Below are 23465 nucleotides of genomic sequence, written 5' to 3'. Positions count from 1 at the left end.
GATCAGCCGACCTGCGCCTTGCTGACGTCCAGCATCTTGCCATCGGTGATGACGACCATATCGCCGACCTTCGTCACGCCAAACAGCTTTTGCGCGAACGCCTTGGGCACGCCGATGCAGCCATGGGTCGCGCGGCCCCACTGGACATCGCTGCCGTGGATGAACACGCCGTCGCTGGTCAGCCGCTGGGCGTAGGGCATGGGCGCATTGTCGTATGTGCGCGAATAATAGTCGGCAATCTTCTGGCTGATCGGGAAAGCACCCTTGGGACTGGGTTTGTCGGTCGCGCCGTAGAGGATGACGGCCGCGCCGATCTCATAGCCGGCGCGGAACACCGAGAGCGTCTGCGCGCGCAGATCGACGGTGACGATGACGGGGCCGGCCTTTGGCGCGCCATTCTCGTCCCAGGCATAGTCGCCGTGGCGGAAGGGGCCTTCTATCTTCAGGACGCGCTTGACCCGCAGCGCGGCGGGATCAATCTCCATCGGCTGGTCGCTGCGGCGTTCGACCGGTGCGGCGGGTTTAGGGGCCGGAGCGGCCTTGGCCACGGGCGCGGATTCCGTGCCGGCAGGGCGGTCGATCCATTGCGACGCGATCAGCGCGCCACCGGCCAGCAAGCCACCGATCAGCAGCTTGGGACCGACACTCCAAACGATCGCTTTCACACCACGCATGGCTTCCCTCTTCATGGACGCCGATGCTTTACCGCGAAAAGGTTAAGCCGACCCTGCGCGCGCGACCTCCGCCGCGGCGATGGCGGTGAGGTTCAGGATGCCGCGCGATGTGACGCCGGGGGTCAGCACATGGATCGGCTTGGTCAGGCCCATCAGCATCGGGCCGACCGTGGGCGAGCTGGATGAGGCGGACAATGCGGTCAGCGTGATGTTGGCGGCATCGAGATTGGGCATGACGAGCAGGTTGGCTGGCCCCTCGAACCGCGAGTCCGGGACAAGGCGGTCGCGCAGCGCCTGGCTGAGCGCGGCGTCGGCGTGCATTTCGCCGTCGACCGCCAGATCGGGCGCGGCATCCCGCACGATCTTGAACGCCGTTCGCATCTTGCGCGCGCTGTCGCTGTGCGATGCGCCAAAATTGGAATGGGAGAGGAGGGCCGCACGCGGCACGAGGCCGAAATGGCGCAGTTCGGCGCAGGCGGCCAGCGTCATTTCCGCGACCTGCTCCGGCGTCGGATCGGGCACCATATGGGTATCGGTGATGAAGAGCGCGCCAGCGTCCAGGATCAGGCCCGAGAGCGCATAGACGCGGCTGTGGTCACAGGTTCGGTCGATGATCCGCAGCACATGTTCCACCTGGCCCCAATATTCGGACCGTCCGCCGACCAGCGCCGCATCGACCCGCCCGGTCCGCAGCAGCATCGCGGCGGTGATGGTCGGGCGGCGATAGACGTGGCGCAACACTTCGTCGGCCGGCACGCCCTTGCGCCCGGCGATGGCGCGATAGGCCTCGACCAGTTCGCCCATCACGAGATGGTCGGTCTCCGGGTCGATGACTTCGACATCCCGTTCGAAGTCGAAGGAAAGGCCGAGTTCGGGCAGCTTCTTTTCGAGGATGCGGCGGCGGGCGATGAGGGTCGGGCGCACGATCCCTTCATCCAGCGCATCGCGGATGGCGCGGAGCACGCGCTCATCCTCGCCCTCGCCATAGGCGATGCGGCAATGATTGCCGCGCGCGGCCTCGAACACGGGGAGCATCAACTGGCCCGAACGGGTTGCCTGGCGGGTGAGGCGGCGCTTGTAATCGTCGAGGTCGATCGCGCGGCGAGCGACGCCGCTGTCCATGGCGGCCTTCGCCACCGCGACCGCGATCTCGCCGATCAGGCGGGGATCGAAGGGGGTGGGGATGATATAGTCTGGCCCGAACGCCAGCTTGCGTCCGCCATAAGCCTGCGCCACGCTGTCATGCGCGGGCATACGGGCGAGCGCGGCGATCGCGTCGGCGGCGGCGACCTTCATCGCTTCGTTGATCTGGGTCGCGCCCACGTCCAGCGCGCCCCGGAAGATATAGGGGAAGCAGAGGACATTGTTGACCTGGTTGGGATAGTCCGACCGGCCGGTGGCGACGATCGCGTCGGGGCGGACCTCCCGCGCGGCTTCGGGCCGGATTTCCGGTTCCGGGTTGGCGAGCGCGAAGATCAGCGGATTGGGGGCCATCAGCGGCAGCCATTCGGGCTTCAGCACGCCGGGCGCGGACAGGCCCAGAAACAGGTTCGCGCCCGGCAGCACGTCGGGCAGGGTGCGCGCATTGGTGGTCCGGGCATAGCGCGCCATGTTGGGCAGCATCCCTTCGCGCCCCGCGTGGATCACGCCGTCCTTGTCGGTCATGGTGACATTGTCGACCGGCAGGCCCATCGACACCAGCAGATCGACGCAGGCGAGCGCCGCCGCGCCCGCGCCCGACGTCACCAGCTTCGCGTCGGCCAGCGTCTTGCCCTGGATCACCAGCGCGTTGCGGACGGCGGCGGCGACGACGATGGCGGTGCCATGCTGGTCGTCATGGAAGACGGGGATGTTCATCCGCTCCTTCAGCCGCGCCTCGATGGCGAAGCATTCGGGGGCCTTGATATCCTCCAGGTTGATGCCGCCGAAGGTCGGCTCCAGCAGCGCGACCGCGTCCACGAACTTGTCCGGGTCGGTCGTATCCACTTCGATGTCGAACACGTCGATATCGGCGAACTTCTTGAAGAGCACCGCCTTGCCCTCCATCACCGGCTTCGACGCCAGCGCGCCGATGGCGCCCAGGCCAAGGACCGCCGTGCCGTTGGAGATGACGGCGACAAGATTGCCGCGCGCGGTATAGTCCAGCGCCTTGTCGGGATCGGCGGCGATTTCGACGCAGGGGGCGGCGACGCCGGGCGAGTAGGCCAGCGCCAGGTCGCGCTGGTTCACCATCCGCTTGGTCGGCTCGATCCGGAGCTTTCCGGGTTGCGGATAGCGATGATAGTCGAGGGCGGCGCGGCGGGTGTTGTCGTCCATGCGCCGGGCATTAGAGCCTGCGTTCCGCTAGGGCAAGACAGTGCGCCCCCAGGGCGGCGCGGGCGCATATAGTCCGACCAGAAATTCGACGAAGGCCGTGAGTGCGCGGGTCGGATTGGCCTGCGGCAGGTGAACGGCGTAGAGGCCGACATCGGACGAGCCCGTATGATCGGGTAAAATCTGTCGGACAAGACCCTTGTCCAGCGCTTCGGCGATGTCCCAGAGCGAGCGCAGCGCGATGCCGCCGCCCGCCAGTGTGAGTTCGCGGACCAGTTCGCTGCTGTTGGTGCGCACATGGCTTTGCCCCTCGATCGTGACCGGACCCTTCGGCCCGACCAGCCGCCACGGCATCTGCCCGCGCGCGGCGAGCAGGCGATGCGCCTTGAGATCGGCGATCCGGTGGGGCGTGCCGTGCGCGTCCAGATAAGCGGGCGCGGCGCAGAGGATACGGTGATTAGTCGCCAGCCGCCGCGCCATGAGCGCGGGGCCGGGGTCGGCCGAGATGCGGAGAGCAAGGTCGAAGCGGCCGTCGAGCAGGTCGCTATAGTCGTCGGACAGGTCGACGCTGAGATCGACCGCCGGATGATCGTCCAGAAAGCGCTGGAGATAGGGGGCGAGATGGATCCGCCCGAAGGAGGTGGGGGCGCTGATCCGCAGGGGACCGCTCGCCATCGCCGATGTGCCCGAGACGCGGCGTTCGGCGTCGTCGAGGGCCGCCAGGATCGCGCGCAGGTCGCCATGGAGCCGCTCGCCCGCGGGGGTCAGCGCCAGCCGCCGCGTGGTGCGGTGGACGAGCGTCGCGCCGAGCCTTTCCTCCAGTCGCGCGAGGCGCTTGGACATCATGGCCGGCGAAATATGCAGCCGCCGCCCGGCTGCCGCGAGGCCGCCTTCATCGACTATGGTGACGAACAATTCATGGTCGGGGTCCATCATATTCGTTCACCAGAAGAATGACTGTGTTCGCATAATAGCGGATATGCAGCATAATGCAAAAGCGCTAAGATGGCATCGACGCACCTGTTCTGGGAGAAGAGCCATGACCGACCCGATGATCGACAAAGCCGGCCTTCAGGTCGCGGTGTCGCTCGCCGATTTCATCGAGCAGCGCGCCCTGCCCGGCACCGGCATCGCGCCCGACGCCTTCTGGGCAGGCGCGGCGGACATATTCGCGCGGTTCGCGCCGGAGAATGCGGCCCTGCTGCGGAAGCGGGACACGCTTCAGGCGCAGATCGACAGCTGGCACGAGCAGCGCCGGGGCCAGCCGCATGACGCCGCCGCATATGACGCCTTTCTGCGCGAGATCGGCTATCTGGTTCCCGAACCCGCGCCCTTCGCCATCGGCAGCGCGAATGTCGACCCGGAGGTCGCCACGATGGCAGGGCCGCAGCTGGTGGTGCCGATCCTGAACGCGCGCTTCCTGCTGAACGCGGCAAACGCGCGCTGGGGCAGCCTCTACGACGCGCTTTATGGCGCCGACGCCATTCCCGGCGCGGCGGCGGGGAAGGGCTATGACGCCGCGCGGGGCGCGCAGGTTATCGGCTGGGCCAAGGCGTTCCTGGATGACGCGATCCCGCTGGCGACCGGCAGTTGGGTCGATTTTGCCGGCGGGAATATCGTGCTGGCCGATCCGTCGCAGTTCGTCGGCGCGAGCGAAAAGGGCAAGCTGTTCCGCCACAATGGCCTGCATATCGAGGTCGTCTTCGATTCCTCGCATCCGATCGGCGCGACCGATCCGGCGGGGATCGCCGACGTCATTCTGGAGTCCGCGCTCACGACCATCTGCGACCTCGAAGATTCGATCGCTGCGGTGGACGCGGCGGACAAGGTCGCGGCCTATGCCAACTGGCTGGGGTTGATGCAGGGCGACCTGACCGACACGTTCGAGAAAGGCGGGGCGATGATGTCGCGTTCGCTCAATTCGGATCGCAGCTATACCGCGCCCGATGGAAGCGCCTTCACCCTGCCGGGCCGCAGCCTGTTGTTCGTCCGCAATGTCGGCCATTTGATGACCACGCCTGCGGTTCGCCTGCCCAATGGCGACGAAGCGCCCGAGGGCATAGTCGACGGCATCGTGACCAGCCTGATCGCGCTGCATGACGTCACGGGACGCAAGGCGAACAGCCGCGCGGGCAGCGTCTATATCGTCAAGCCCAAGATGCACGGGCCGGAGGAGGCGGGTTTCACCAACCGGCTGTTCGACGGAATCGAGGACATGCTGGGCATGGCCCGCCATACGCTGAAAGTCGGCGTGATGGACGAGGAGCGGCGCACCTCCGCCAATCTTGCCGCCTGCATCCATGCGGTGAAGGACCGCATCGTCTTCATCAACACCGGCTTCCTGGACCGCACCGGCGACGAGATGCACACGTCGATGCAGGCCGGCCCGATGATCCGCAAGGGCGAGATGAAGACGAGCGACTGGATCGCGGCCTATGAGGACCGCAACGTCCAGATCGGGCTCGCCTGCGGGCTCGACGGGCGGGCGCAGATCGGCAAGGGCATGTGGGCAGCGCCCGATCGCATGGGCGACATGCTCAGCCAAAAGGTCGGCCATCCGATGAGCGGGGCCAACACCGCCTGGGTGCCGTCGCCCACCGCCGCGACGCTGCACGCCACCCATTATCACCGCGTCGATGTGTTCGCGCGGCGCAGGGAACGCGCGGCGGAGGGAGTAGCGCCGCTGTCCAAACTGCTGACTATCCCGGTGGCCGTCGGCCGCAATTTCTCCGAGGAGGAGATCGCGCAGGAACTGGACAATAACGCGCAGGGCATATTGGGCTATGTCGTTCGCTGGGTCGACCAGGGCGTCGGCTGTTCCAAGGTGCCCGACATCCACGACATCGGCCTGATGGAGGATCGCGCGACGCTGCGTATTTCGTCGCAGCATATGGCGAACTGGCTGCTGCACGGCGTCTGCACGGCGGAGCAGATCGACGCCGCCTTCGGGCGCATGGCGACGAAGGTCGATGCTCAGAATGCGGGCGATCCGCTTTACGAGCCGATGCGCGGGCGGGAAGGGGAGAGCCTGGCCTATCAGGCGGCGCGCGCGCTGGTGTTCGAGGGGGGCGAGCAGCCGAGCGGCTATACCGAGCCGCTGCTCCATGCCTTCCGCGCGCGGAAGAAGGCGGCGGCGGCGCTGGAAATCGCCTGACGGCAGGCGAAGGGATGTTGTGACGAGGCCGGTCTGCGGTTAGCCCTTGGCGCCAAGCCAAGGGAGCCGCCATGACCATCCTCGTCCATCACCTCGACAACAGCCGGTCGCAGCGCATCCTCTGGCTGCTGGAGGAACTGGGCGAGCCCTATGAAGTGCGCCGATATGAGCGGGATCGCAAGACGATGCGCGCGCCTGCGTCATTGCGCGCCGTGCATCCGCTGGGCCGCTCGCCCGTGGTTGAGGTGGACGGGCACCGGCTGATCGAGACCGGCGCGATCATGGAGCATCTGGTCGCGCGCGCCGGCGGCAGATTCGGTGCGCCGGACGATGCGGAGGGCGCAATCCGCTACCGGCAGTTCATGCACTATGCCGAAGGATCGATGATGCCGCCGCTTTTGGCGCTGCTGGTCGTGAACCGGCTGGGCCTGCTCGGCCGGCCGGCGCGGCCGACGGTGCAGCGGATGCTGGACGATCATCTCGACTGGTTGGAGACGGAACTGGCGGACCGGCCCTATTTTGCGGGCGACACGTTCACGGCGGCGGATATGATGATGAGCTTTCCGCTGGAGGCGTCGCGGTCGCGCGGCGGGTTGGGCGGATCGCGCCCGCATCTGATCCGCTGGCTGGACGAGATGCACGCCCGCCCGGCCTATCGGGCGGCGCTGAAGGCGGGAGGCCCCTATGCCTACGCCTGATCGCCGGACGCTGTTGCGCCATGCCGCCGCCGGGATCGCTGTCGCGGCGATCAGCCCGCGCCTGTTCGCGCAGGAGCGCGCGGCCGAGGCGCTGAAGCCGCTGACCGGCGGCATCGCGCCGATCGGCGAGGCCGAGCGCGCCGATCGCCTGGTCCGCGCGCAGCGCATGATGCAGGCGGCGGGGATCGACGCGCTGCTGATCGAGCCGGGCGCGGGCCTCGTTTACTATACGGGCATACGCTGGCACCGCTCCGAACGGCTGACCGCTGCTGTCATACCGGCGAGCGGCGCGCCGCTCGTCGTCTGTCCGTTTTTCGAGAAGCCCTCGATCGACGAGTCGCTTGCGATACCGGCCGAGGTGCGCGTGTGGCAGGAGGATGAGAGCCCCTATGCGCCGATCGCCGACTTCCTGCGCGCCCGGGGCCTGGCGAAGGGCCGCATCGGGATCGAGGAGACGGTGCGCTATTTCGCCGTGGATGGGCTGAAGGCCGCATTGCCCGAAGCGACGTTGGTGCGCGACCCCGTCACCCGCGCCATACGGATGCGCAAGACCGCGGCCGAGATCGCGCTGATGCAGGCGGCGGCGGATGTGACGATGGCCGCCTATCGCTGGACCTATCCTCAGGTCAGGGCCGGGATGACGCCCGCCGAGATCGGCGCGCTGATGTCCGCCGCGACGAAGCAATTGGGCGGCAAGGTCGAGTTCAACCTCGTCCTGCTGGGCGAGGCCGCCGCCTATCCGCATGGCTCCGGCAAGCCGCAGGCGGTCCGCGCGGGGGAGGTGGTGCTGATGGATTGCGGCTGCACGGTCGAGGATTATCAGTCCGACATCAGCCGCAGCTGGGTGCATGGCGCGACCCCGACGCCCCGGCAGCGCAAGGTGTGGAACGATGTGGCGGACGGGCAGAAGATCGCCTTTGCCGCAGCGAAGATCGGCGCGCCGGCAGGGTCGGTGGATGATGCGGTGCGGCGGCATTATGAGGCGCTCGGCTATGGTCCGGGCTATGCGCTTCCCGGCCTGTCGCATCGCACCGGGCACGGCATCGGCATGGAGGGGCATGAGCCGGTCAACCTCGTCCATGGCGAAGCCACGAAGCTGGACGTCGGCATGTGCTTCTCCAACGAACCGGGGCTGTATCTGCCGGGTATGATGGGCATCCGGCTGGAGGACTGTTTCCATATGGCTGAGGCGGGGCCGGTTTGGTTTTCGACGCCGCCGGTGTCGATTGAGGAGCCTGTCGAGTAAAGGCGGCCATAGAGCATGATCGCGGCGGTAATCATCATCTTGATCTTCATGTCTGGTTTCGGCGCGGCGATTTTCCTCGCGCGACGGTGGAACGCTGCTGTCGGGATTCTCGGAGGTCTGGCTGTCGGCCTTGCAGGTTGGGCTGTCGCTTCCGTCGCAATGTTAATTTGGTTCGTCGCAGGTTAGCTGCCGTCCTTGGGGAGGGCAGGAATCTCCCTACTCCATCACCCCACCACCAAAAGGAAGTGAGATGCCAGCCTGCGCTGGCATGACGAAGGTTGGACAGCGACCAAAACCCCCGCTTGTGCGCCGCCGCGCTTCCCACTAAATCGCGGCCATGACATCGACCAACGACATTCGCCGCTCCTTCCTCGACTATTTCGGGGCCAACGGCCACACCATCGTTCCCTCGGCCCCGCTGGTGCCGCATAACGACCCGACGCTGATGTTCGTCAATGCGGGCATGGTGCCGTTCAAGAATGTCTTTACGGGGCTGGAGACGCGCCCTTACAAGACCGCGACGTCCAGCCAGAAGTCGGTGCGCGCGGGCGGCAAGCATAATGATCTCGACAATGTCGGCTACACCGCGCGGCACCATACCTTCTTCGAAATGCTGGGCAATTTCAGCTTCGGCGACTATTTCAAGGAGCAGGCGATCACCCATGCGTGGACGCTGCTGACGAAGGAATGGGGGCTGCCGGCGGAGAAGCTGACCGCGACCGTCTATCATACGGACGACGAAGCCTTCGACCTGTGGAAGAAGATCGCGGGCCTGCCCGAAGAGCGCATCATCCGCATCCCGACCAAGGATAATTTCTGGGCGATGGGCGATAGCGGGCCGTGCGGTCCCTGCTCGGAAATCTTTTACGACCATGGCGACCATATCTGGGGCGGCCCCCCCGGATCGCCGGAGGAGGATGGCGATCGCTTCGTCGAGATCTGGAACCTCGTCTTCATGCAATATGAGCAGGAAGCGAACGAGATCGTCAGCGAACTGCCCAAGCCCAGCATCGACACCGGCATGGGGCTGGAGCGGATCGCCGCCGTGCTCCAGGGCGTGCACGACAATTATGACACCGACACGTTCAAGGCGCTGATTGCCGAGAGCGGCGCTCTCAGCAAGACCGCGACCGACGGCGAGCATAAGGCGAGCCACCGGGTGATAGCGGACCATCTGCGCTCGACCAGCTTCCTGATCGCGGACGGCGTGCTGCCGGCGAACGAAGGACGCGGCTATGTCCTGCGCCGGATCATGCGCCGCGCGATGCGTCACGCGCATATCATCGGCGCGAAGGAGCCGCTGATGTATCGGCTCGTCTCCAGCCTCGTGTCGGAAATGGGCGGGGCCTATCCCGAACTGGTCCGCGCGCAGCCGCTGATCGAGGAAACCTTGCTCCGCGAGGAAACAAGGTTCCGCAAGACGTTGGAAAACGGCCTGAAACTTCTGGACGAGGCGACCGGCGATCTCGCCGACGGCGGCACGCTGCCGGGCGAAACGGCGTTCAAGCTCTACGACACCTACGGCTTCCCCTACGACCTGACCGAAGATGCGCTGCGTTCGCGCGGGCTGACGGTCGATCGCGCCGGGTTCGACGCCGCGATGGCGGAGCAGAAGGCCGCCGCGCGCGCCGCGTGGAAAGGGTCGGGCGAGAAGGCATCGGACGAAATCTGGTTCGATATCGCCGAAAAGGCCGGCAACACCGAATTCATCGGCTACAGCTCGATCCAGGGCGAAGGCGAGGTGCTGGCGATCGTCAAGGACGGTGTGAACTTCGACCAGGCGACCGCCGGCGAGACGGTGACGATCGTCACCAACCAGACGCCTTTCTACGGCGAAAGCGGCGGCCAGATGGGCGACGCAGGCGTCATCAGTTCGCAGGCCGGCCTGTCGGCGAAGGTCGAGGATACGTCCAAGCCGCTCGGTCGCCTGCACGCGCACCGCGCGACGATCGAGGCCGGGAGCGTCAAGGTTGGCGACACGGTGCATCTGGCGGTCGACGTCGATCGCCGCGACCGCATCCGCGCCAATCACAGCGCCACCCACCTGCTCCACGCCGCGCTGCGCAAGGAGCTTGGGGCTCATGTCACGCAGAAGGGCAGCCTGGTCGCACCCGATCGGCTGCGCTTCGACTTTTCGCATCCCGAAGCGCTGACTCACAAACAGTTGGCGGCGGTCGAGGCGGATGTGAACGGGCAGATACGCTATAATGAGGTGGTCAACACGCGCCTCATGACCCCGGACGATGCCATCGCGGCGGGCGCGATGGCGCTGTTCGGCGAGAAATATGGCGACGAAGTGCGCGTCCTGTCCATGGGCCGGGGCGGGCCGCTGGCCGAGGAACTCCATTATTCGGTCGAGCTGTGCGGCGGCACCCACGTCAACGCGACGGGGGACATAGCCCTGTTCAAGATCGTGTCGGAAAGCGCGGTTTCATCAGGCGTTCGCCGGATCGAGGCGCTGACCGGAGAGGCCGCTCGCCTCTGGCTGACCGAGCGTGACGACAAGCTGCGCCAGACCGCCGCTGCATTGAAGACCACGCCGGAGGAGGTGCCTGCGCGCATCGCCGCGCTGGTCGAGCAGAGCCGACGGCTGGAGCGCGAACTGGCCGACGCGAAGAAGGCGCTGGCCTTGGGCGGCGGTGGCGCGGCCAAGGCAGCGGGGCCAGAGCAGGTCGGCACGGTCAACTTTATGGGCCAGGTGATCGAGGGGCTGGACCCCAAGGAGTTGCGCGGGATCGTCGATCAGAACAAGGCGACGCTGGGCAGCGGCGTGTCCGCTGTGCTGGCCGTGGTCGACGGGCGCGCGAGCATCGCGGTCGGCGTGACCGACGACCTCATCGCCAGCATCAGCGCGGTCGATCTGGTCCGCGCGGGTGTCGAGGCGCTGGGCGGCAAGGGTGGCGGCGGCCGGCCCGACATGGCGCAGGGCGGTGGCCCGGATGGCGACAAGGCGCAGGCGGCGATCGACGCGGTGAAGGCGGCGCTGGCAAGCGTCCCGGCCTGACGCGGCCGGGATGCGGCGCGACCTGCCAGCCCTGATCGCGGAGATCGTCGCGCTGGCGGCAGAGGTTGAGGATCGCGGGCAGGTCGCGACCTATATCCCGGAGCTGGCGAAGATCGATCCGGCGCAGTTCGGGATTGCGGTCGCCACCGCGGATGGGCGTGTCCTGACCGGCGGCGACGCCGAAACCGGCTTTTCGATCCAGTCCATTTCCAAGGTGTTCGCGCTGACCCTGGCGCTCGGCAAGGTCGGCGACCAGCTGTGGGAGCGGGTGGGGCGGGAGCCGTCGGGCAACGCGTTCAACTCCATCGTCCAGCTGGAGCAGGAACAGGGGATTCCGCGCAACCCCTTCATCAACGCGGGTGCGATCGTCGTGTCCGACGTCAATCTGGGCGGGCACCAGCCGCGCGTCGCGATCGGCGAGATACTGCGCTTCATCCGCTATCTGAGCGGCGACGACGGGATCGCCATCAACGAGGATGTCGCCGCATCCGAAACCGTCACCGGCTTTCGCAACATGGCGCTGGCCAACTATATGCGCGCCTTCGGCAATGTCCGCCATCCGGTCGATCTGGTGCTGGGCCTCTATGTCCATCAGTGCGCGATCGAGATGAGTTGCCGGCAGCTGGCGCTGGCGGGCCGCTACCTGATGCTGGGCGGCCGCCATCCCGACGGCGGGCGGGTGATATCGCCGGGGCGGGCGCGGCGCATCAATGCGCTGATGCTGACCTGCGGCCATTATGATGCGTCGGGCGATTTCGCTTTTCGCGTCGGCATTCCCGGCAAGTCGGGGGTGGGTGGAGGCATATTGGCGATCGTGCCCGGTTGCGCTTCGATCGCGGTCTGGTCGCCGGGCCTCAACGCCAATGGCAACAGCCAGATCGGCACGCAGGCGCTGGAGCGGCTGGCGATCGGCATGGGATGGTCGGTGTTCAGCGGGCAGGAGGGTGCGGCCTAGCCCACCTCGTCCGGGCGCAGCCGGCGCAGTTTTGGCGCGGTCTCCATCTGCGCGGCGTCCTTGATCCCGACACGCAAATCCTCCCGCATCTGGTGGATGGAGGCGATCACCGGCCCCATTGCGACGCCCAGATCGACCAGCGCAGTTTCGGCGAGTTGCAACGAGCTTTCCAGCGTCTCAGGCACGGCGTCGCTTGCGCCGGCCTGATACAGCTGTGCCGCATGGTCGGTGTCGCGCGCGCGGGCGATGATGGGCAAATCGGGCACCCAGCCGCGCACCCGCCGCGTGACACGTACGGACAGCACCGGATCGTCCATCGTCAGAATGAGCGCGCGCGCATGGCCCAGGCGCAGCTTGTCGAGCATCTCCGCGCGCGCCACGTCGCCGAACAGGATGGGATAGCCCTGCCGCCGCGCCTCCGCGACGACATCGGGATCGGACTCGACCACGATGAAGCGCTGGCGATGGGTCTTGAGCAGGTCGCAGACCATGCGGCCGACCCGGCCGAAGCCAATGACGACCGCCGCCGCCTCGGTCTGGTCCTCCTCTGCCTCCACCCGTTCCTCGCCCAGCGCCATTTCCAGCCGGCGCGACACATCATGGCCGATCCGCGCCAGCAGCGGGGTGATGGTGAGGCCGATCGCGGTCACGATCTGCCAGAAGGCGGCAGTGGAGGGCAGGATGAGTTGCGCCGCCGCCGCCGTGGACAACACGATCAGGGTGGTTTCGGACGGGCTAGACATCAGCAGCCCGACCTCCATCGCCACGCCCTTGCGCGCGCCGGAGATATAGAGCAGCGCCGCCGTCACCAGCGTCTTGGCGATGACGACCCCCAGCACCGCGAGCAGCAGGCTGGGCCAGTTGGCGAGTATCACCCGGATGTCGAGGCTCATGCCCACGGTGATCAGGAAGACGCCGAGCGCCAGCCCCTTGAACGGCGCGGTCATCACCTCGACCTCGCCATGATAGTCGGTTTCGGCGATCAGCAGCCCGGCGAGCAGCGCGCCGACGATCGGCGAGAGGCCGGCGATCGAAGTCGCAAGGCTGGATACGATCACCACCAGCAGGCTGGCCGCCAGGAACACTTCGGGACTCTTGGTCCGCGCCGCCTGGCTGAAGATATGGGGCAGGGTGAAGCGCCCGAGCACCAGCATCACGGCAATGGTAATGCCGCCCTTCAGCAGGGTGTTCGCCATCTCGCTCCATGGACCGTCCGGGCTGGCGGCGACGGACGGGGCGAGCGCGCCCAGCATGAAGATGATGGGGACGAGCGCCAGATCCTCGAACAACAGCATCGAGAAGGCTGCGCGTCCGACCGCGCTCTGTGTGCCGACCATCGGCAGCACCACGGCAGTGGAGGATAGAGCAAGCGCCAGCCCCAGCCCGATCGCGCCGGCGGTCGGTTGGCCCAGCAGATAGAGGCCGAGCGCGATCAGCAGCCCGCTGCCGAGCAGTTCGGTCGCGCCGACGCCGAAGACCTGCGTGCGCATCGTCCACAATCGGCGGAAACTCAGCTCCAGGCCGATCGAGAAGAGCAGCAATATGACGCCCAGTTCGGCAAAGGGCTCGATCGCTTCCCGGTCGGAAATGGTGACATGGTAGAGCCACGGATATTGTCCGACGAGTGCGCCCAGACCCGCCGGTCCCACCGCGAGACCCACCAGAATGAACCCGATCACGGGACTGATGCGGAAACGGGCGAAACCGGGGATGACGAGCCCCGCTGCTCCCAGGATCACCAGAGAGTCGCTGAAGCTATGTGGGTTGATCGCGCCGGCCATGCCCCATCATTGCGGGTGAGACATGAAAAGGCTACCCCCTCGACGGCACTGCGGCGGGAAAAAGAACCGGCATCGTTCCCGGTGGTGCGGACGGCGGGACTTGAACCCGCATTTCCAGGGGAAGGCGGATTTTAAGTCCGCTGCGTCTACCGATTTCGCCACGTCCGCGCGCCGTCCTGCGGCCCGCCTTCCCTGACGGCTGGCGGGCAGCAGGTCAAGCGGCCGATGGGGTCAGGCGTCGCCCTTGACGTTCAGCCGTTCGCGCATTTCCTTGCCCGGCTTGAAATAGGGCACGCGCTTGGCGCAGACCGGCACCTGTTCGCCGGTTCGCGGATTTCGCCCTGTGCGCGCTTCGCGCGCGCGCGTCGTAAACGCGCCGAAGCCGCGCAGCTCGACGCGCCCCCCGCTCGATAGTCGCTCGACAATCTCCTTGAAGAAAAGGTCGACGATTTTTTCGACCTCAGGCAGGTTTAGCCCAGGATTTTCCTCGGCCAGTTTCTGGATAAGTTCCGAACGGATCATTGGTTCTCAGCGCCCCTCAATGCTGTGTCCCAAGGATCTACAATAGAGCGTCGGCCCGCCAATGACAATGAGCGTGCGAAAATTGCGTTACCGTTTCGAGACGATCGGTTTATTCTGCAATTTCAAAGCAAAAGGCCCGCCGGACGGGGTCCGGCGGGCCTCTTCCCCAAAGGGCAGCAGGAGGGGTTTTAGCCCTCGCTCTTGGCCTTGAGCGCTTCGCCCAGGATGTCGCCCAGCGACGCGCCGCTGTCGGACGAGCCATACTGCGCCACAGCCTGCTTCTCTTCGGCGATCTGCATCGCCTTGACCGAGAAGGTCGGCTTCTTGGCGCGGTCGAAGCCGGTCACCATGGCATCGAACTTCTGGCCGATCTGGAAACGCTCGGAACGCTGTTCGTCGCGGTCGCGGCCAAGGTCGCTGCGCTTGATGAAGCCGGTCGCGCCGTCTTCGCCGGCCTGGACTTCCAGGCCGCCGTCACGAACTTCCAGAACCGTGACGGTGACGATCGCGTTCTTGTTGAGGCCGGCCGATGCGGCCGAGGTGCCGCCGGCTGCCGGGCCGCCGCGCTCAAGCTGCTTCATGCCGAGGCTGATGCGCTCCTTCTCGACATCGATGTCGAGAACGACGGCCTGAACGGTCTCGCCCTTGCGGTGCAGCGCCAACGCGTCCTCGCCCGAAATGCCCCAGGCGATGTCCGACATATGGACCATGCCGTCCACGTCGCCGTCCAGGCCGATGAACAGGCCGAATTCGGTCGCGTTCTTGACTTCGCCCTCGACGGTCGAACCCACCGGGTGACGTTCGGCGAAGCTGTCCCAGGGGTTGCTGATCGCCTGCTTGAGGCCGAGGCTGATGCGGCGCTTGTCGGGATCGACTTCCAGGACGATGACGTCGACTTCCTGGCTGGTCGACACGATCTTGCCGGGATGGACGTTCTTCTTGGTCCAGGACATTTCGCTGACATGGACCAGGCCCTCGATGCCCGGCTCCAGCTCGACGAACGCGCCATATTCGGTGATGTTCGTGACGCGGCCCGACAGCTTGGCGCCGATCGGATATTTGGCCGATGCGCCTTCCCACGGATCGCTTTCAAGCTGCTTCATGCCAAGCGAAATGCGCTGGGTGTCGCGGTTGATGCGGATGATCTGGACACGGACGGTGTCGCCGATGTTGATCATCTCGTTGGGGTGGTTGATCCGCTTGTAGCTGAGGTCGGTGACGTGCAGCAGGCCATCGATGCCGCCCAGGTCCACGAACGCGCCGTAATCGGTGATGTTCTTGACCACGCCCTCGATGATCTGGCCCTCGGCCAGCGTCTGGATGAGGCCGCTGCGCTGTTCGGCGCGGGTCTCTTCCAGAATGGCGCGGCGCGACACGACGATGTTGCCGCGGCGACGATCCATCTTGAGGATCTGGAAGGGCTGAGGAATGTCCATCAGCGGGGTGACGTCGCGCACCGGGCGGATGTCGACCTGGCTGCCGGGCAGAAACGCAACGGCGCCGTCGAGATCGACGGTGAAGCCGCCCTTGACGCGGCCGAAGATGACGCCTTCGACGCGGGCGTTCTCGGTGAACTCGCTCTCCAGCTTGTCCCACGCGGCTTCGCGGCGGGCGCGGTCGCGCGACAGCATCGCTTCGCCATGCGCGTTCTCGACGCGGTCGACATAGACTTCGACTTCGTCGCCGACCTTGAGGTCAGCCTTCTGGCCGGGCGCGGCGAATTCGCGCAGCGGCACGCGGCCTTCGGACTTGAGGCCCACGTCGATGACGGCCAGGTCATTTTCGATGGCGGTTACGGTGCCCTTGACGACGCGGCCTTCGAACCCGCCGTCCTCGCCACCGAGGGAATCATTGAGCAGCGCGGCGAAATCGTCGCGCGTGGGGAATGCCGTAGAGGCCATTAAGTCGTTCCTTCACTCGTCATTGCTGGCCAACCGGTTGTATCCGATGGTCTTTGGCCAAACCGCCCGTGCCGCCGGACGCGGAACGGGCATCAGCGCGGCGTTCCGGCTGGCCAACACGCAGGCGAGAAAAGCGAAAAGGGCGCGCGGCAGAACCGCACGCCTTGTCGGGTCAGCCGTGACGGCGACCTTCAAGCTGGGCGTCGACAAGCGCGATCGCTTGGCTGACGGCGGCGTCTATAGTCAAATCGCTCGTGTCTAGCAAGTCCGCGCCGTCGGCCTGCTTGAGCGGCGCATGATCCCGGCTCATGTCGCGCGTGTCGCGCGCCTGGATGTCGGCGATGAGGCTGTCGAGATCGGGCGTGCCGCCATGGGAAAGCGCGTCCTGATAGCGGCGTTCCGCGCGCACCCTGACGCTTGCCGTGACAAAGATCTTGGCGTCGGCGTCGGGCGCGATCACGGTGCCGATGTCGCGCCCGTCGAGGATCGCGCCGCCCGGCTGGGTGGCGAAGTCGCGTTGCCGCTGAACCAGCGCGTCGCGCACGCTCTGGTGCACCGACACGCGGCTGGCGAGGCTGCCGACCGCTTCGGTGCGGAGTGCTGGGTCGGCAAGCGTCGCATCATTGAAATCGCAGGCGGCCAGCGCATCGGCCTCCATGTCCGGGTCGCGCCCGGCCTTCAATACCGACAGGCCCACCGCGCGATAGAGGAGTCCGGTGTCCAGCACCGGCAGCCCATAATGGCGGCCCAGCGCCTTGGCGATCGTGCCCTTGCCCGATGCGGCAGGACCGTCGACGGCGATGATCATGCGCGCTTCCTTCGCAAGGCGTTGCCCAGCCCGAGCAGCGCGATCGCCGCCCAGACGATCTCCAGCGTCATCGACGCCAGATTGAAATGCACCGTCAGCGACCAGATCAGCAGCAGCGATCCGACGAGGTTGAGGAGGTTGAAAATGACGAAGTTCAGGCTTTTCGCCATGTTGCTGTAGGCGTAGGCGACGACCATCAGGCCGCTGCCGATCAGGCCGATAATATTGGCAAGGTCGAATGTCATGCGATGGCTCCCAGTTGCTGGAGCAGCGGCACGAAAGTCGGGAAACTGGTCGCCACCGGGCGCATGTCATCGATGGTGACACCGTTTTTCGATACGAGGCCCGCGACGGCGAAGCTCATGGCGATCCGATGATCCAGCTTCGTCGCGATCGGACCGCCGCCGGACAAGGGCGCCCCGCCGCTGCCCTCGATGACGATCCCATCCTCCAGTTCCTCGACCGGGACGCCGATGGCGCGCAGACCCTGCGCCATGGTGGTGATGCGGTCGGACTCCTTGACGCGCAGTTCTTCGAGGCCGCGGAAGATGCTGCGCCCTTCGGCACAGGCGGCGGCGATGAAGGCGACGGGATATTCGTCGATCATGCTGGGCGCGCGGGCGGGGTCTGGCTCGACGCCTTTCAAAGCGGAGGCGGTGACGATCAGGTCGCCGACCGGCTCGCCGCCGACTTCGCGGGCGTTGATGACCTCTATCGAGCCGCCCATTTCGCGCAGCAAGTCGATGACGCCGGCGCGCGTGGCGTTGAGGCCGACATTGAGGATCGTGACCTGCGATCCTGGCACCAGCAGTGCCGCGACCATCGGGAAGGCGGCGGAGGAGGGGTCGCCTGGCACGACGATATGCTGCGGCCTGAACTCCGGCTCGCCGAGGAGGGTGATGATCCGGGCCCCGTCCGCCGCGACCTCGACATTCAGGTCCGCGCCGAAGCCCCTGAGCATACGCTCGCTATGGTCACGCGTGGGGATCGGCTCGACGACGCGGGTGATGCCCGGCGTGTTCAGCCCCGCCAGCAGGATCGCGGATTTCACCTGAGCCGAAGCGACGGGCAGAGTATAGTCCAGCGGCACCGCCGGGCATGCGCCGCGCATCGTCAGCGGCAGGCGATCGCCGGGGCTTGTCGTAAAGCTTGCGCCCATCCGGCTCAGCGGTTCGGTGACGCGTGCCATCGGACGCTTGCTTAAGGATGCATCGCCCACGAAGGTCGCGGTCAGATCATGGCTGGCGAGCAGGCCCATCAGCAGCCGGGTCGACGTGCCGCTATTGCCCATGTCGAGCGCCGTGTCGGGCTGAAGCAGGCCGCCCACGCCGACGCCATGGATATGCCAGACGCCGTCCGCATCCCGTTCGACCTGCGCGCCCATCGCGCGCATCGCGGCGGCCGTTGCGAGCACATCCTCGCCCTCCAGCAGCCCCTCCACCCGGCTTTCGCCGACGGCGAGCGCGGAGAGCATCAGCGATCGGTGGGAAATGCTCTTGTCGCCCGGCACGGTGACGCTGCCCGACAGCGGCGGCGCGGCGGTGAAAATGCGGGGGGCGGGGTGATCGTCTGTCGGGGTCAATGGCTGTCCAATGGGCTGGAACCGAAAAAAGGCGACGCGGCTTTTGACAGCGCGGTTTGCCTATGGCAAGGCGCGCGACGTTTCGCGGCCAACACCCGTTGCGCCGCGTGATTTCTGTTTGAGCATTAAGAAGGAACAGGCCGGACATGGTGAAGGCTGAATGGGGCACGAAGCGGACCTGCCCGAAATGCGCGACTCGCTTCTACGACCTGGGCAAGGACGATCCGGTCACCTGCATCAATTGCGGTGCGGCCTGGGAACCGGAACCGGTCCTGAAGTCCAAGCAACCGCTGCCCTATGAAGAGGTCGCGCCCAAGAAGGTCATCGAGACCGCGGACGGCGAACTCGAAACGGCAGATGACGATCTGGACCTCGACATCGATGTCGATGAAGATGGCGATTCGCCGGATAACGACGTCGATCTGGGCGGCGACGACGATCTGGGCGTCGATGCCGGCGGGGACGAAGACGACGATAATTAAGTTCAAATTTCCGCTTGCCAACCGGATCGCCTGATCCTAGAGGCAGCGACCTCGAAGCGCCGGACCCAAACGGCGCTTCCATCTGGTGACGGGGCCTTAGCTCAGCTGGGAGAGCGCCTGCATGGCATGCAGGAGGTCAGCGGTTCGATCCCGCTAGGCTCCACCAGGTTTTCGGACAATGAAATGTCCGGGGGACATTTTCCCGAAAAACTTCCGAAGCGACAGCGAAGGGGTGTAGCCGAAGAGGAAGCCGTCCGGGGATGGCTTCCGGCGAAATTCCCGGAGCGACAGCGAAGGGGGTGTAGCTCACCATGAAGTCGTCCGGGACGGCTCCCCATGACAAACGCACCCTGCGCTTATGACAAAGCATGAGCTTCTACGCTTACCTTCTGCGATGCAGCGACGGCTCTTTCTACGCCGGCCATACCGATAATCTGGACCTACGCGTCGCGGCGCATAAGCAAGGTGACGCGAGCGGTTATACCGCGCCTCGCCGGCCCATCGCACTCATCTGGAGCGAAAGCTTTGGCACACGTGATGAAGCGCTGGCTGCCGAGCGGCGCATCAAGGGATGGAGTCGCGGTAAGAAGCAGGCTCTGGTCGAGGGGAATTGGGAGCGCATCAAAGTGCTGGCGCGTAACAGGCAGACTGGCGGCTAGGGAAGCGCGCGTCCTTCGACAAGCTCAGGACGAACGGACAAGGGGATGAAGCTGTTACTCCTGCCCAATCCGCGCCTTCGCATGCAGTTCCGCCCGGGACAGCAGCAAATCCAGATCTTCTCGCGCGATGTCGAAGCTTTCGTGCATGTCCTCCAGCGCCCGATCGATATCCTCGGTATGAAGGCCGGCGGCGGCCTGCTCGGCGCGGGCGGCTGGCGGTGGCAAGGCGGGCCGGTGCGGGTAGCTATGGCCGCTGATGCGGTGGAACAGCATCGCCAGCAAGACCAACGCGATCGAATTGATTCCCACCGGCGCTAAGGCGAAGCCATATCCGGCTGCATGGATGCTGTCGCTGCCGATCACGGCCGTCAGCGCCGCCGCGCCGCCCGGCGGGTGCAGGCAGCGCAGCAGCGACATCAACAGGATCGCGCCGCCGACCGCCAGCCCGCTCGCCAGTTCGACATTCGGCACCAGCCGATAGACCATCACGCCGACCAGCGTTGAAAGGATATTGCCGCCCACCACCGACCAGGGCTGCGCCAGCGGACTGGCCGGAACGGCGAACACCAGCACCGCCGAAGCGCCGAGCGGTGCGACGATGACGGGCAAGTCGCTGCTGGCCAGCGGCAGTTGCGAACAGACGACGATCGTTAGCGTGATGCCGATGGCGGCGCCGAGGCAGGCGGCAAGGCGGCCGGGGAGTTGCGCGCCCGCAAGGATGGGCTTGAAGAAGCGATAGGGCATCGGAACACTCGGTCCGGATGATGGTCGAACCGCCCTAGGGCACGCTCACGAAACTGTCCATTACGCGCTTTCGTCCCGCCGTCTCGAAGTCGATCTCCAGCTTGTTGCCCTCGATCTCCGCGATGGTTCCATAGCCGAATTTCTGGTGGAACACGCGCAGTCCCACCGCCATGTCGTCGCGCCCCTTGTTGCCGAGCGACACGGCCGAGGCGCGCGCCTCCACGATCCGCACCGGCTCCCGGCTGAACTGGCCGGAGGATTGCGCCCGCTGCCAACCCGGCCCGCGTCCGGTGCCGCGCGCGACGTTGGCGAAGGGATCGTCCCTTTCCGACCAGTTGGCGCGCCACAGCGACGCGCCGCCGGTCATGCTGCTTTCCTCCTCCACATGTTCGGGCGGCAGTTCGCCCACGAAGCGGGAGGGGATGGAACTGGTCCACTGGCCGTAGATGCGGCGGTTGGCGGCGTGGAGGATGGTGCAGCGCTTGCGTGCGCGGGTGATCGCCACATAAGCGAGGCGGCGCTCCTCCTCCAGGCTGTTCAATCCGCCTTCGTCCAGAGCGCGCTGCGACGGGAAAATGCCTTCCTCCCAGCCGGCGAGGAACACATTGTCGAATTCCAGCCCCTTGGCGGCGTGGATGGTCATGATCGTGACCTTGCGCTCCTCCGCCTGCGCCTCGTTGTCCATGACGAGGCTGACATGCTCCAAGAAGGCGCCCAGCGTTTCATATTCCTCCATCGCGCGGGTGAGTTCGGTGAGGTTCTCGAGCCGCCCGGCGCTTTCGGTCGAGCGTTCGGCCTGAAGCATGGCCGTGTAGCCGCTTTCGTCGAGGATCTGCCGCGCAAGCTCGCCATGGGGCAGTTGCGCCGCGCGATCCCGCCAGCGGGCGAGATCGCCGATGAACGCGCCCAGCGAGCGGCGCGCCTGCGGCGTCAGCTCGTCGGTGTCGAGGATGCGCGCCGCCGCCAGTGTCAGAGGCACGCCCTGCGCGCGGGCAAGGCGATGCAGCTTCTCCACCGCCTTGTCGCCGAGGCCCCGCTTGGGAACATTGACTATCCGCTCGAAGGCGAGGTCGTCGGCCGGCTGGTTGACGAGGCGGAGATAGGCGAGCGCGTCGCGGATTTCGGCGCGCTCATAGAATCGGAAGCCGCCGACGATGCGGTAGGGCAGGCCGATCTGGATAAAACGGTCCTCGAACTCGCGGGTCTGGTGCTGGGCGCGGACGAGAATCGCGACTTCCTCCAGCGATGCGCCGCCGCGCTCGATCGCCTCTATCTCCTCGCCAACGCGGCGCGCTTCCTCCGGCCCGTCCCATATGCCGACGACGCGCACCTTCTCGCCGACGTCGATGTCGGTCCACAATGTCTTGCCCAGGCGATTGCCATTTTCCGCGATTACGCCCGACGCCGCGCCCAATATGTGCGGCGTGGAGCGATAATTCTGCTCCAGCCTAATGATGGTCGCGCCGGGAAAATTCTTTTCGAACCGCAGGATATTGGCGACTTCTGCCCCGCGCCATGAATAGATGGACTGGTCGTCGTCGCCCACGCAGCAGATATTTTTCCGGTTCTGCGCCAGCAGCCGCAGCCAGAGATATTGGCTGGAGTTGGTGTCCTGATATTCGTCCACCATGATGTAGCGGAATTTCTGCTGATATTGCTCCAACACGTCGCGATGCGTCTTCAAGATCGTCAGAACATGCAGCAGCAAGTCACCGAAATCACAGGCATTCACATCGCGCAGCCGCGCCTGGTAGGCGGCATAGAGCTTCTGCCCCTTGCCATGCGCATAGGCTTCCGCCTCGCCCGCGCCGACCTCGGCCGGGGTCAGCCCCTTGTTCTTCCATTGATCGATCAGTCCGGCGAATTGTCGCGCGGGCCAGCGTTTCTCGTCGATGCCTTCCGCCTGGATAAGCTGTTTGAGCAGCCGAAGCTGGTCGTCGGTATCGAGAATGGTGAAGTTGGCCTGCAATCCCACCAATTCGGCATGGCGACGCAGCATCTTGGCCGCGATCGCGTGGAAGGTGCCGAGCCAGGGCATTCCCTCGACCGCATCGCCGATCATGCCGCCGACGCGTGCGCGCATTTCCCGCGCGGCCTTGTTGGTGAAGGTGACGGCCAGGATTTCGGACGGCCAGGCGCGGCGCGTGGCAATAAGGTGGGCAAGCCGCGCGGTCAGCGCCGCCGTCTTGCCGGTGCCCGCGCCGGCCAGCACCAGCACCGGCCCCTCGGTCGTCAGCACCGCCTCGCGTTGCGGCGGGTTGAGGCCGCGCAGATAGGGCGGATCATTGGGTGAAGGGGCGGGCAGCGTCATCATGGACAACTAGGAGCGCAAGGGGGTGGGGGCAAGGGCGGGCCCCTTGCGGCGAGCTTCATTCTATGAGAACAAAAGGCGAATCATGCAAGACAGGAACCGCGATGCTGACGGGAAAATGCCAGTGCGGCGCGATCCGATACGAGGCGGAGGGCAAGCCGGCGCACAGCGCGATCTGCCATTGCAGCGACTGCCGCGCGAGCGCCGGCGCGCCGATGGTCAGTTGGGCCTTGTTCCAGCAGGATCAGGTGACGATCCATGGCAATCCGGTCCGCTATCAGTCGTCGGAACATGCGACCCGCCATTTCTGCGGCACCTGCGGCACCGGGCTCTTTTATACCAACCCCACCGTCTTTCCCGGCGCGATCGACATCCAGACGAGTACGCTGGATGATCCCGCCGCGCTGCCGCCCGAGGGGCAGATCCAAATGGCGGAGGCGCATCCGTGGATGGCGAGCCTGGACAAGCTGCCTGCTTTCGATCGTTATCCCGAGGAGCCATGACGTCAGATTGAGCGGCTGGTCGCGCGGGGCGCACATCCGGTCGTCTCATTACGGAACGGGCGTCGCCACCTTCTTGTTCTATGCTGCGCCCGAGCGGGCGACGGGGCGAGAACAGAAGGAAAGGATGA

The 23465-nt window shown here is 66.0% G+C and carries 20 protein-coding genes and 2 tRNA genes; 10 read left to right on the top strand and 12 right to left on the bottom strand.

The window, feature by feature from the left end:
* Positions 1-2: 2 nt before the first annotated feature.
* From ACETPF_RS16480 to ACETPF_RS16470, 3 genes are read right to left on the bottom strand one after another with little or no spacing between them, the layout of a single operon-like run.
* Positions 3-674 carry a L,D-transpeptidase family protein gene (locus ACETPF_RS16480; protein ID WP_373935643.1) on the bottom strand — a complete coding sequence of 224 codons (672 nt, stop codon included), beginning with the start codon at positions 672-674 and terminating at the stop codon, positions 3-5.
* A gap of 42 nt (positions 675-716) precedes the next feature.
* Positions 717-2990 carry an NADP-dependent malic enzyme gene (locus tag ACETPF_RS16475; RefSeq protein ID WP_373935642.1) on the bottom strand — a complete coding sequence of 758 codons (2274 nt, stop codon included), beginning with the start codon at positions 2988-2990 and terminating at the stop codon, positions 717-719.
* A gap of 27 nt (positions 2991-3017) precedes the next feature.
* A complete protein-coding gene (locus ACETPF_RS16470) occupies positions 3018-3923 on the bottom strand; it encodes a LysR family transcriptional regulator (protein WP_373935641.1) in 906 nt (301 codons plus the stop codon).
* A gap of 103 nt (positions 3924-4026) precedes the next feature.
* Here ACETPF_RS16470 and ACETPF_RS16465 point away from each other — a divergent pair, with 103 nt between their 5' ends.
* The 6 genes from ACETPF_RS16465 to ACETPF_RS16440 all read left to right on the top strand — a co-directional run bounded on the left by ACETPF_RS16465 (position 4027) and on the right by ACETPF_RS16440 (position 12044).
* Entirely contained in the window at positions 4027-6141 is a 2115-nt protein-coding gene (locus ACETPF_RS16465) for a malate synthase G (RefSeq protein ID WP_373935640.1), read from the top strand.
* A gap of 71 nt (positions 6142-6212) precedes the next feature.
* Complete coding sequence (locus tag ACETPF_RS16460; RefSeq protein ID WP_373935639.1) at positions 6213-6839, top strand: glutathione S-transferase family protein; 627 nt, start codon at positions 6213-6215, stop codon at positions 6837-6839.
* On the top strand, positions 6826-8085 hold the full coding sequence (locus ACETPF_RS16455) for a M24 family metallopeptidase (RefSeq protein WP_373935638.1): 1260 nt from the start codon (positions 6826-6828) through the stop codon (positions 8083-8085). The genes ACETPF_RS16460 and ACETPF_RS16455 overlap by 14 nt, the downstream gene beginning before the upstream one ends.
* A 15-nt stretch (positions 8086-8100) precedes the next feature.
* A complete protein-coding gene (locus tag ACETPF_RS16450) occupies positions 8101-8271 on the top strand; it encodes a hypothetical protein (protein ID WP_373935637.1) in 171 nt (56 codons plus the stop codon).
* 151 nt (positions 8272-8422) lie between these two features.
* Complete coding sequence (gene alaS, locus ACETPF_RS16445) at positions 8423-11089, top strand: alanine--tRNA ligase (RefSeq protein WP_373935636.1); 2667 nt, start codon at positions 8423-8425, stop codon at positions 11087-11089.
* A 10-nt stretch (positions 11090-11099) separates the two neighbouring features.
* The gene (locus tag ACETPF_RS16440; RefSeq protein ID WP_373935635.1) at positions 11100-12044 is read left to right on the top strand and encodes a glutaminase; all 945 of its coding nucleotides are present in this window, start codon (positions 11100-11102) and stop codon (positions 12042-12044) included.
* Here the strand turns inward: ACETPF_RS16440 and ACETPF_RS16435 are convergent.
* From ACETPF_RS16435 to aroA, 7 genes are all read right to left on the bottom strand, one after another.
* Positions 12041-13825 carry a cation:proton antiporter domain-containing protein gene (locus tag ACETPF_RS16435; protein ID WP_373935634.1) on the bottom strand — a complete coding sequence of 595 codons (1785 nt, stop codon included), beginning with the start codon at positions 13823-13825 and terminating at the stop codon, positions 12041-12043. The genes ACETPF_RS16440 and ACETPF_RS16435 overlap by 4 nt on opposite strands.
* 82 nt (positions 13826-13907) lie before the next feature.
* Positions 13908-13993, bottom strand: a tRNA-Leu gene (locus ACETPF_RS16430).
* A gap of 63 nt (positions 13994-14056) precedes the next feature.
* Entirely contained in the window at positions 14057-14347 is a 291-nt protein-coding gene (locus ACETPF_RS16425) for an integration host factor subunit beta (protein WP_373935633.1), read from the bottom strand.
* A gap of 188 nt (positions 14348-14535) precedes the next feature.
* Positions 14536-16248 carry a 30S ribosomal protein S1 gene (rpsA, locus tag ACETPF_RS16420; RefSeq protein WP_373935632.1) on the bottom strand — a complete coding sequence of 571 codons (1713 nt, stop codon included), beginning with the start codon at positions 16246-16248 and terminating at the stop codon, positions 14536-14538.
* 172 nt (positions 16249-16420) lie between these two features.
* Positions 16421-17056: a (d)CMP kinase gene (gene cmk / locus ACETPF_RS16415; protein WP_373935631.1), complete on the bottom strand. Its 636-nt coding sequence runs from the start codon at positions 17054-17056 to the stop codon at positions 16421-16423.
* Complete coding sequence (locus ACETPF_RS16410; protein WP_373935630.1) at positions 17053-17301, bottom strand: CBU_0592 family membrane protein; 249 nt, start codon at positions 17299-17301, stop codon at positions 17053-17055. The genes cmk and ACETPF_RS16410 overlap by 4 nt, the downstream gene beginning before the upstream one ends.
* A complete protein-coding gene (gene aroA, locus ACETPF_RS16405) occupies positions 17298-18530 on the bottom strand; it encodes a 3-phosphoshikimate 1-carboxyvinyltransferase (RefSeq protein WP_373935738.1) in 1233 nt (410 codons plus the stop codon). Before aroA ends, ACETPF_RS16410 begins: the two co-directional genes overlap by 4 nt.
* A 254-nt stretch (positions 18531-18784) precedes the next feature.
* Between aroA and ACETPF_RS16400 the strand changes: the two genes are divergently transcribed.
* From ACETPF_RS16400 to ACETPF_RS16390, 3 genes are all read left to right on the top strand, one after another.
* Positions 18785-19120 carry a TIGR02300 family protein gene (locus ACETPF_RS16400; protein WP_373935629.1) on the top strand — a complete coding sequence of 112 codons (336 nt, stop codon included), beginning with the start codon at positions 18785-18787 and terminating at the stop codon, positions 19118-19120.
* Between the two features lie 90 nt (positions 19121-19210).
* Positions 19211-19286: transfer RNA gene (locus ACETPF_RS16395), tRNA-Ala, on the top strand.
* Between the two features lie 202 nt (positions 19287-19488).
* The gene (locus ACETPF_RS16390) at positions 19489-19779 is read left to right on the top strand and encodes a GIY-YIG nuclease family protein (RefSeq protein WP_373935628.1); all 291 of its coding nucleotides are present in this window, start codon (positions 19489-19491) and stop codon (positions 19777-19779) included.
* Between the two features lie 54 nt (positions 19780-19833).
* Here the strand turns inward: ACETPF_RS16390 and ACETPF_RS16385 are convergent, their stop codons facing one another.
* Together ACETPF_RS16385 and ACETPF_RS16380 are read right to left on the bottom strand one after the other, a co-directional pair.
* Complete coding sequence (locus tag ACETPF_RS16385; RefSeq protein ID WP_373935627.1) at positions 19834-20523, bottom strand: HPP family protein; 690 nt, start codon at positions 20521-20523, stop codon at positions 19834-19836.
* A 34-nt stretch (positions 20524-20557) separates the two neighbouring features.
* Entirely contained in the window at positions 20558-22834 is a 2277-nt protein-coding gene (locus tag ACETPF_RS16380; RefSeq protein ID WP_373935626.1) for an ATP-dependent helicase, read from the bottom strand.
* A 104-nt stretch (positions 22835-22938) separates the two neighbouring features.
* Between ACETPF_RS16380 and ACETPF_RS16375 the strand changes: the two genes are divergently transcribed.
* Positions 22939-23337 carry a GFA family protein gene (locus ACETPF_RS16375; protein ID WP_373935625.1) on the top strand — a complete coding sequence of 133 codons (399 nt, stop codon included), beginning with the start codon at positions 22939-22941 and terminating at the stop codon, positions 23335-23337.
* The last annotated feature ends 128 nt before the right edge of the window (positions 23338-23465 follow it).

The sequence above is a fragment of the Sphingobium agrisoli genome (genome assembly GCF_041877245.1).
Lineage (GTDB): Bacteria > Pseudomonadota > Alphaproteobacteria > Sphingomonadales > Sphingomonadaceae > Sphingobium.
This window is presented reverse-complemented; position numbering and strand designations above follow the sequence as displayed.

What these genes read in the sequence shown, in the direction of transcription:
- ACETPF_RS16390 (WP_373935628.1), top strand. Translation starts at nt 19,489, where the DNA reads ATGAGCTTCTACGCTTACCTTCTGCGATGCAGCGACGGCTCTTTCTAC.
- ACETPF_RS16460 (WP_373935639.1), top strand. Translation starts at nt 6,213, where the DNA reads ATGACCATCCTCGTCCATCACCTCGACAACAGCCGGTCGCAGCGCATC.
- ACETPF_RS16385 (WP_373935627.1), bottom strand. Translation starts at nt 20,523, where the DNA reads ATGCCCTATCGCTTCTTCAAGCCCATCCTTGCGGGCGCGCAACTCCCC.
- ACETPF_RS16480 (WP_373935643.1), bottom strand. Translation starts at nt 674, where the DNA reads ATGCGTGGTGTGAAAGCGATCGTTTGGAGTGTCGGTCCCAAGCTGCTG.
- ACETPF_RS16470 (WP_373935641.1), bottom strand. Translation starts at nt 3,923, where the DNA reads ATGATGGACCCCGACCATGAATTGTTCGTCACCATAGTCGATGAAGGC.
- ACETPF_RS16375 (WP_373935625.1), top strand. Translation starts at nt 22,939, where the DNA reads ATGCTGACGGGAAAATGCCAGTGCGGCGCGATCCGATACGAGGCGGAG.
- ACETPF_RS16435 (WP_373935634.1), bottom strand. Translation starts at nt 13,825, where the DNA reads ATGGCCGGCGCGATCAACCCACATAGCTTCAGCGACTCTCTGGTGATC.
- rpsA (WP_373935632.1), bottom strand. Translation starts at nt 16,248, where the DNA reads ATGGCCTCTACGGCATTCCCCACGCGCGACGATTTCGCCGCGCTGCTC.
- ACETPF_RS16455 (WP_373935638.1), top strand. Translation starts at nt 6,826, where the DNA reads ATGCCTACGCCTGATCGCCGGACGCTGTTGCGCCATGCCGCCGCCGGG.
- ACETPF_RS16465 (WP_373935640.1), top strand. Translation starts at nt 4,027, where the DNA reads ATGACCGACCCGATGATCGACAAAGCCGGCCTTCAGGTCGCGGTGTCG.
- cmk (WP_373935631.1), bottom strand. Translation starts at nt 17,056, where the DNA reads ATGATCATCGCCGTCGACGGTCCTGCCGCATCGGGCAAGGGCACGATC.
- ACETPF_RS16425 (WP_373935633.1), bottom strand. Translation starts at nt 14,347, where the DNA reads ATGATCCGTTCGGAACTTATCCAGAAACTGGCCGAGGAAAATCCTGGG.
- ACETPF_RS16380 (WP_373935626.1), bottom strand. Translation starts at nt 22,834, where the DNA reads ATGACGCTGCCCGCCCCTTCACCCAATGATCCGCCCTATCTGCGCGGC.
- ACETPF_RS16440 (WP_373935635.1), top strand. Translation starts at nt 11,100, where the DNA reads ATGCGGCGCGACCTGCCAGCCCTGATCGCGGAGATCGTCGCGCTGGCG.
- ACETPF_RS16400 (WP_373935629.1), top strand. Translation starts at nt 18,785, where the DNA reads ATGGTGAAGGCTGAATGGGGCACGAAGCGGACCTGCCCGAAATGCGCG.
- ACETPF_RS16410 (WP_373935630.1), bottom strand. Translation starts at nt 17,301, where the DNA reads ATGACATTCGACCTTGCCAATATTATCGGCCTGATCGGCAGCGGCCTG.
- aroA (WP_373935738.1), bottom strand. Translation starts at nt 18,530, where the DNA reads ATGCTCTCCGCGCTCGCCGTCGGCGAAAGCCGGGTGGAGGGGCTGCTG.
- ACETPF_RS16475 (WP_373935642.1), bottom strand. Translation starts at nt 2,990, where the DNA reads ATGGACGACAACACCCGCCGCGCCGCCCTCGACTATCATCGCTATCCG.
- ACETPF_RS16450 (WP_373935637.1), top strand. Translation starts at nt 8,101, where the DNA reads ATGATCGCGGCGGTAATCATCATCTTGATCTTCATGTCTGGTTTCGGC.
- alaS (WP_373935636.1), top strand. Translation starts at nt 8,423, where the DNA reads ATGACATCGACCAACGACATTCGCCGCTCCTTCCTCGACTATTTCGGG.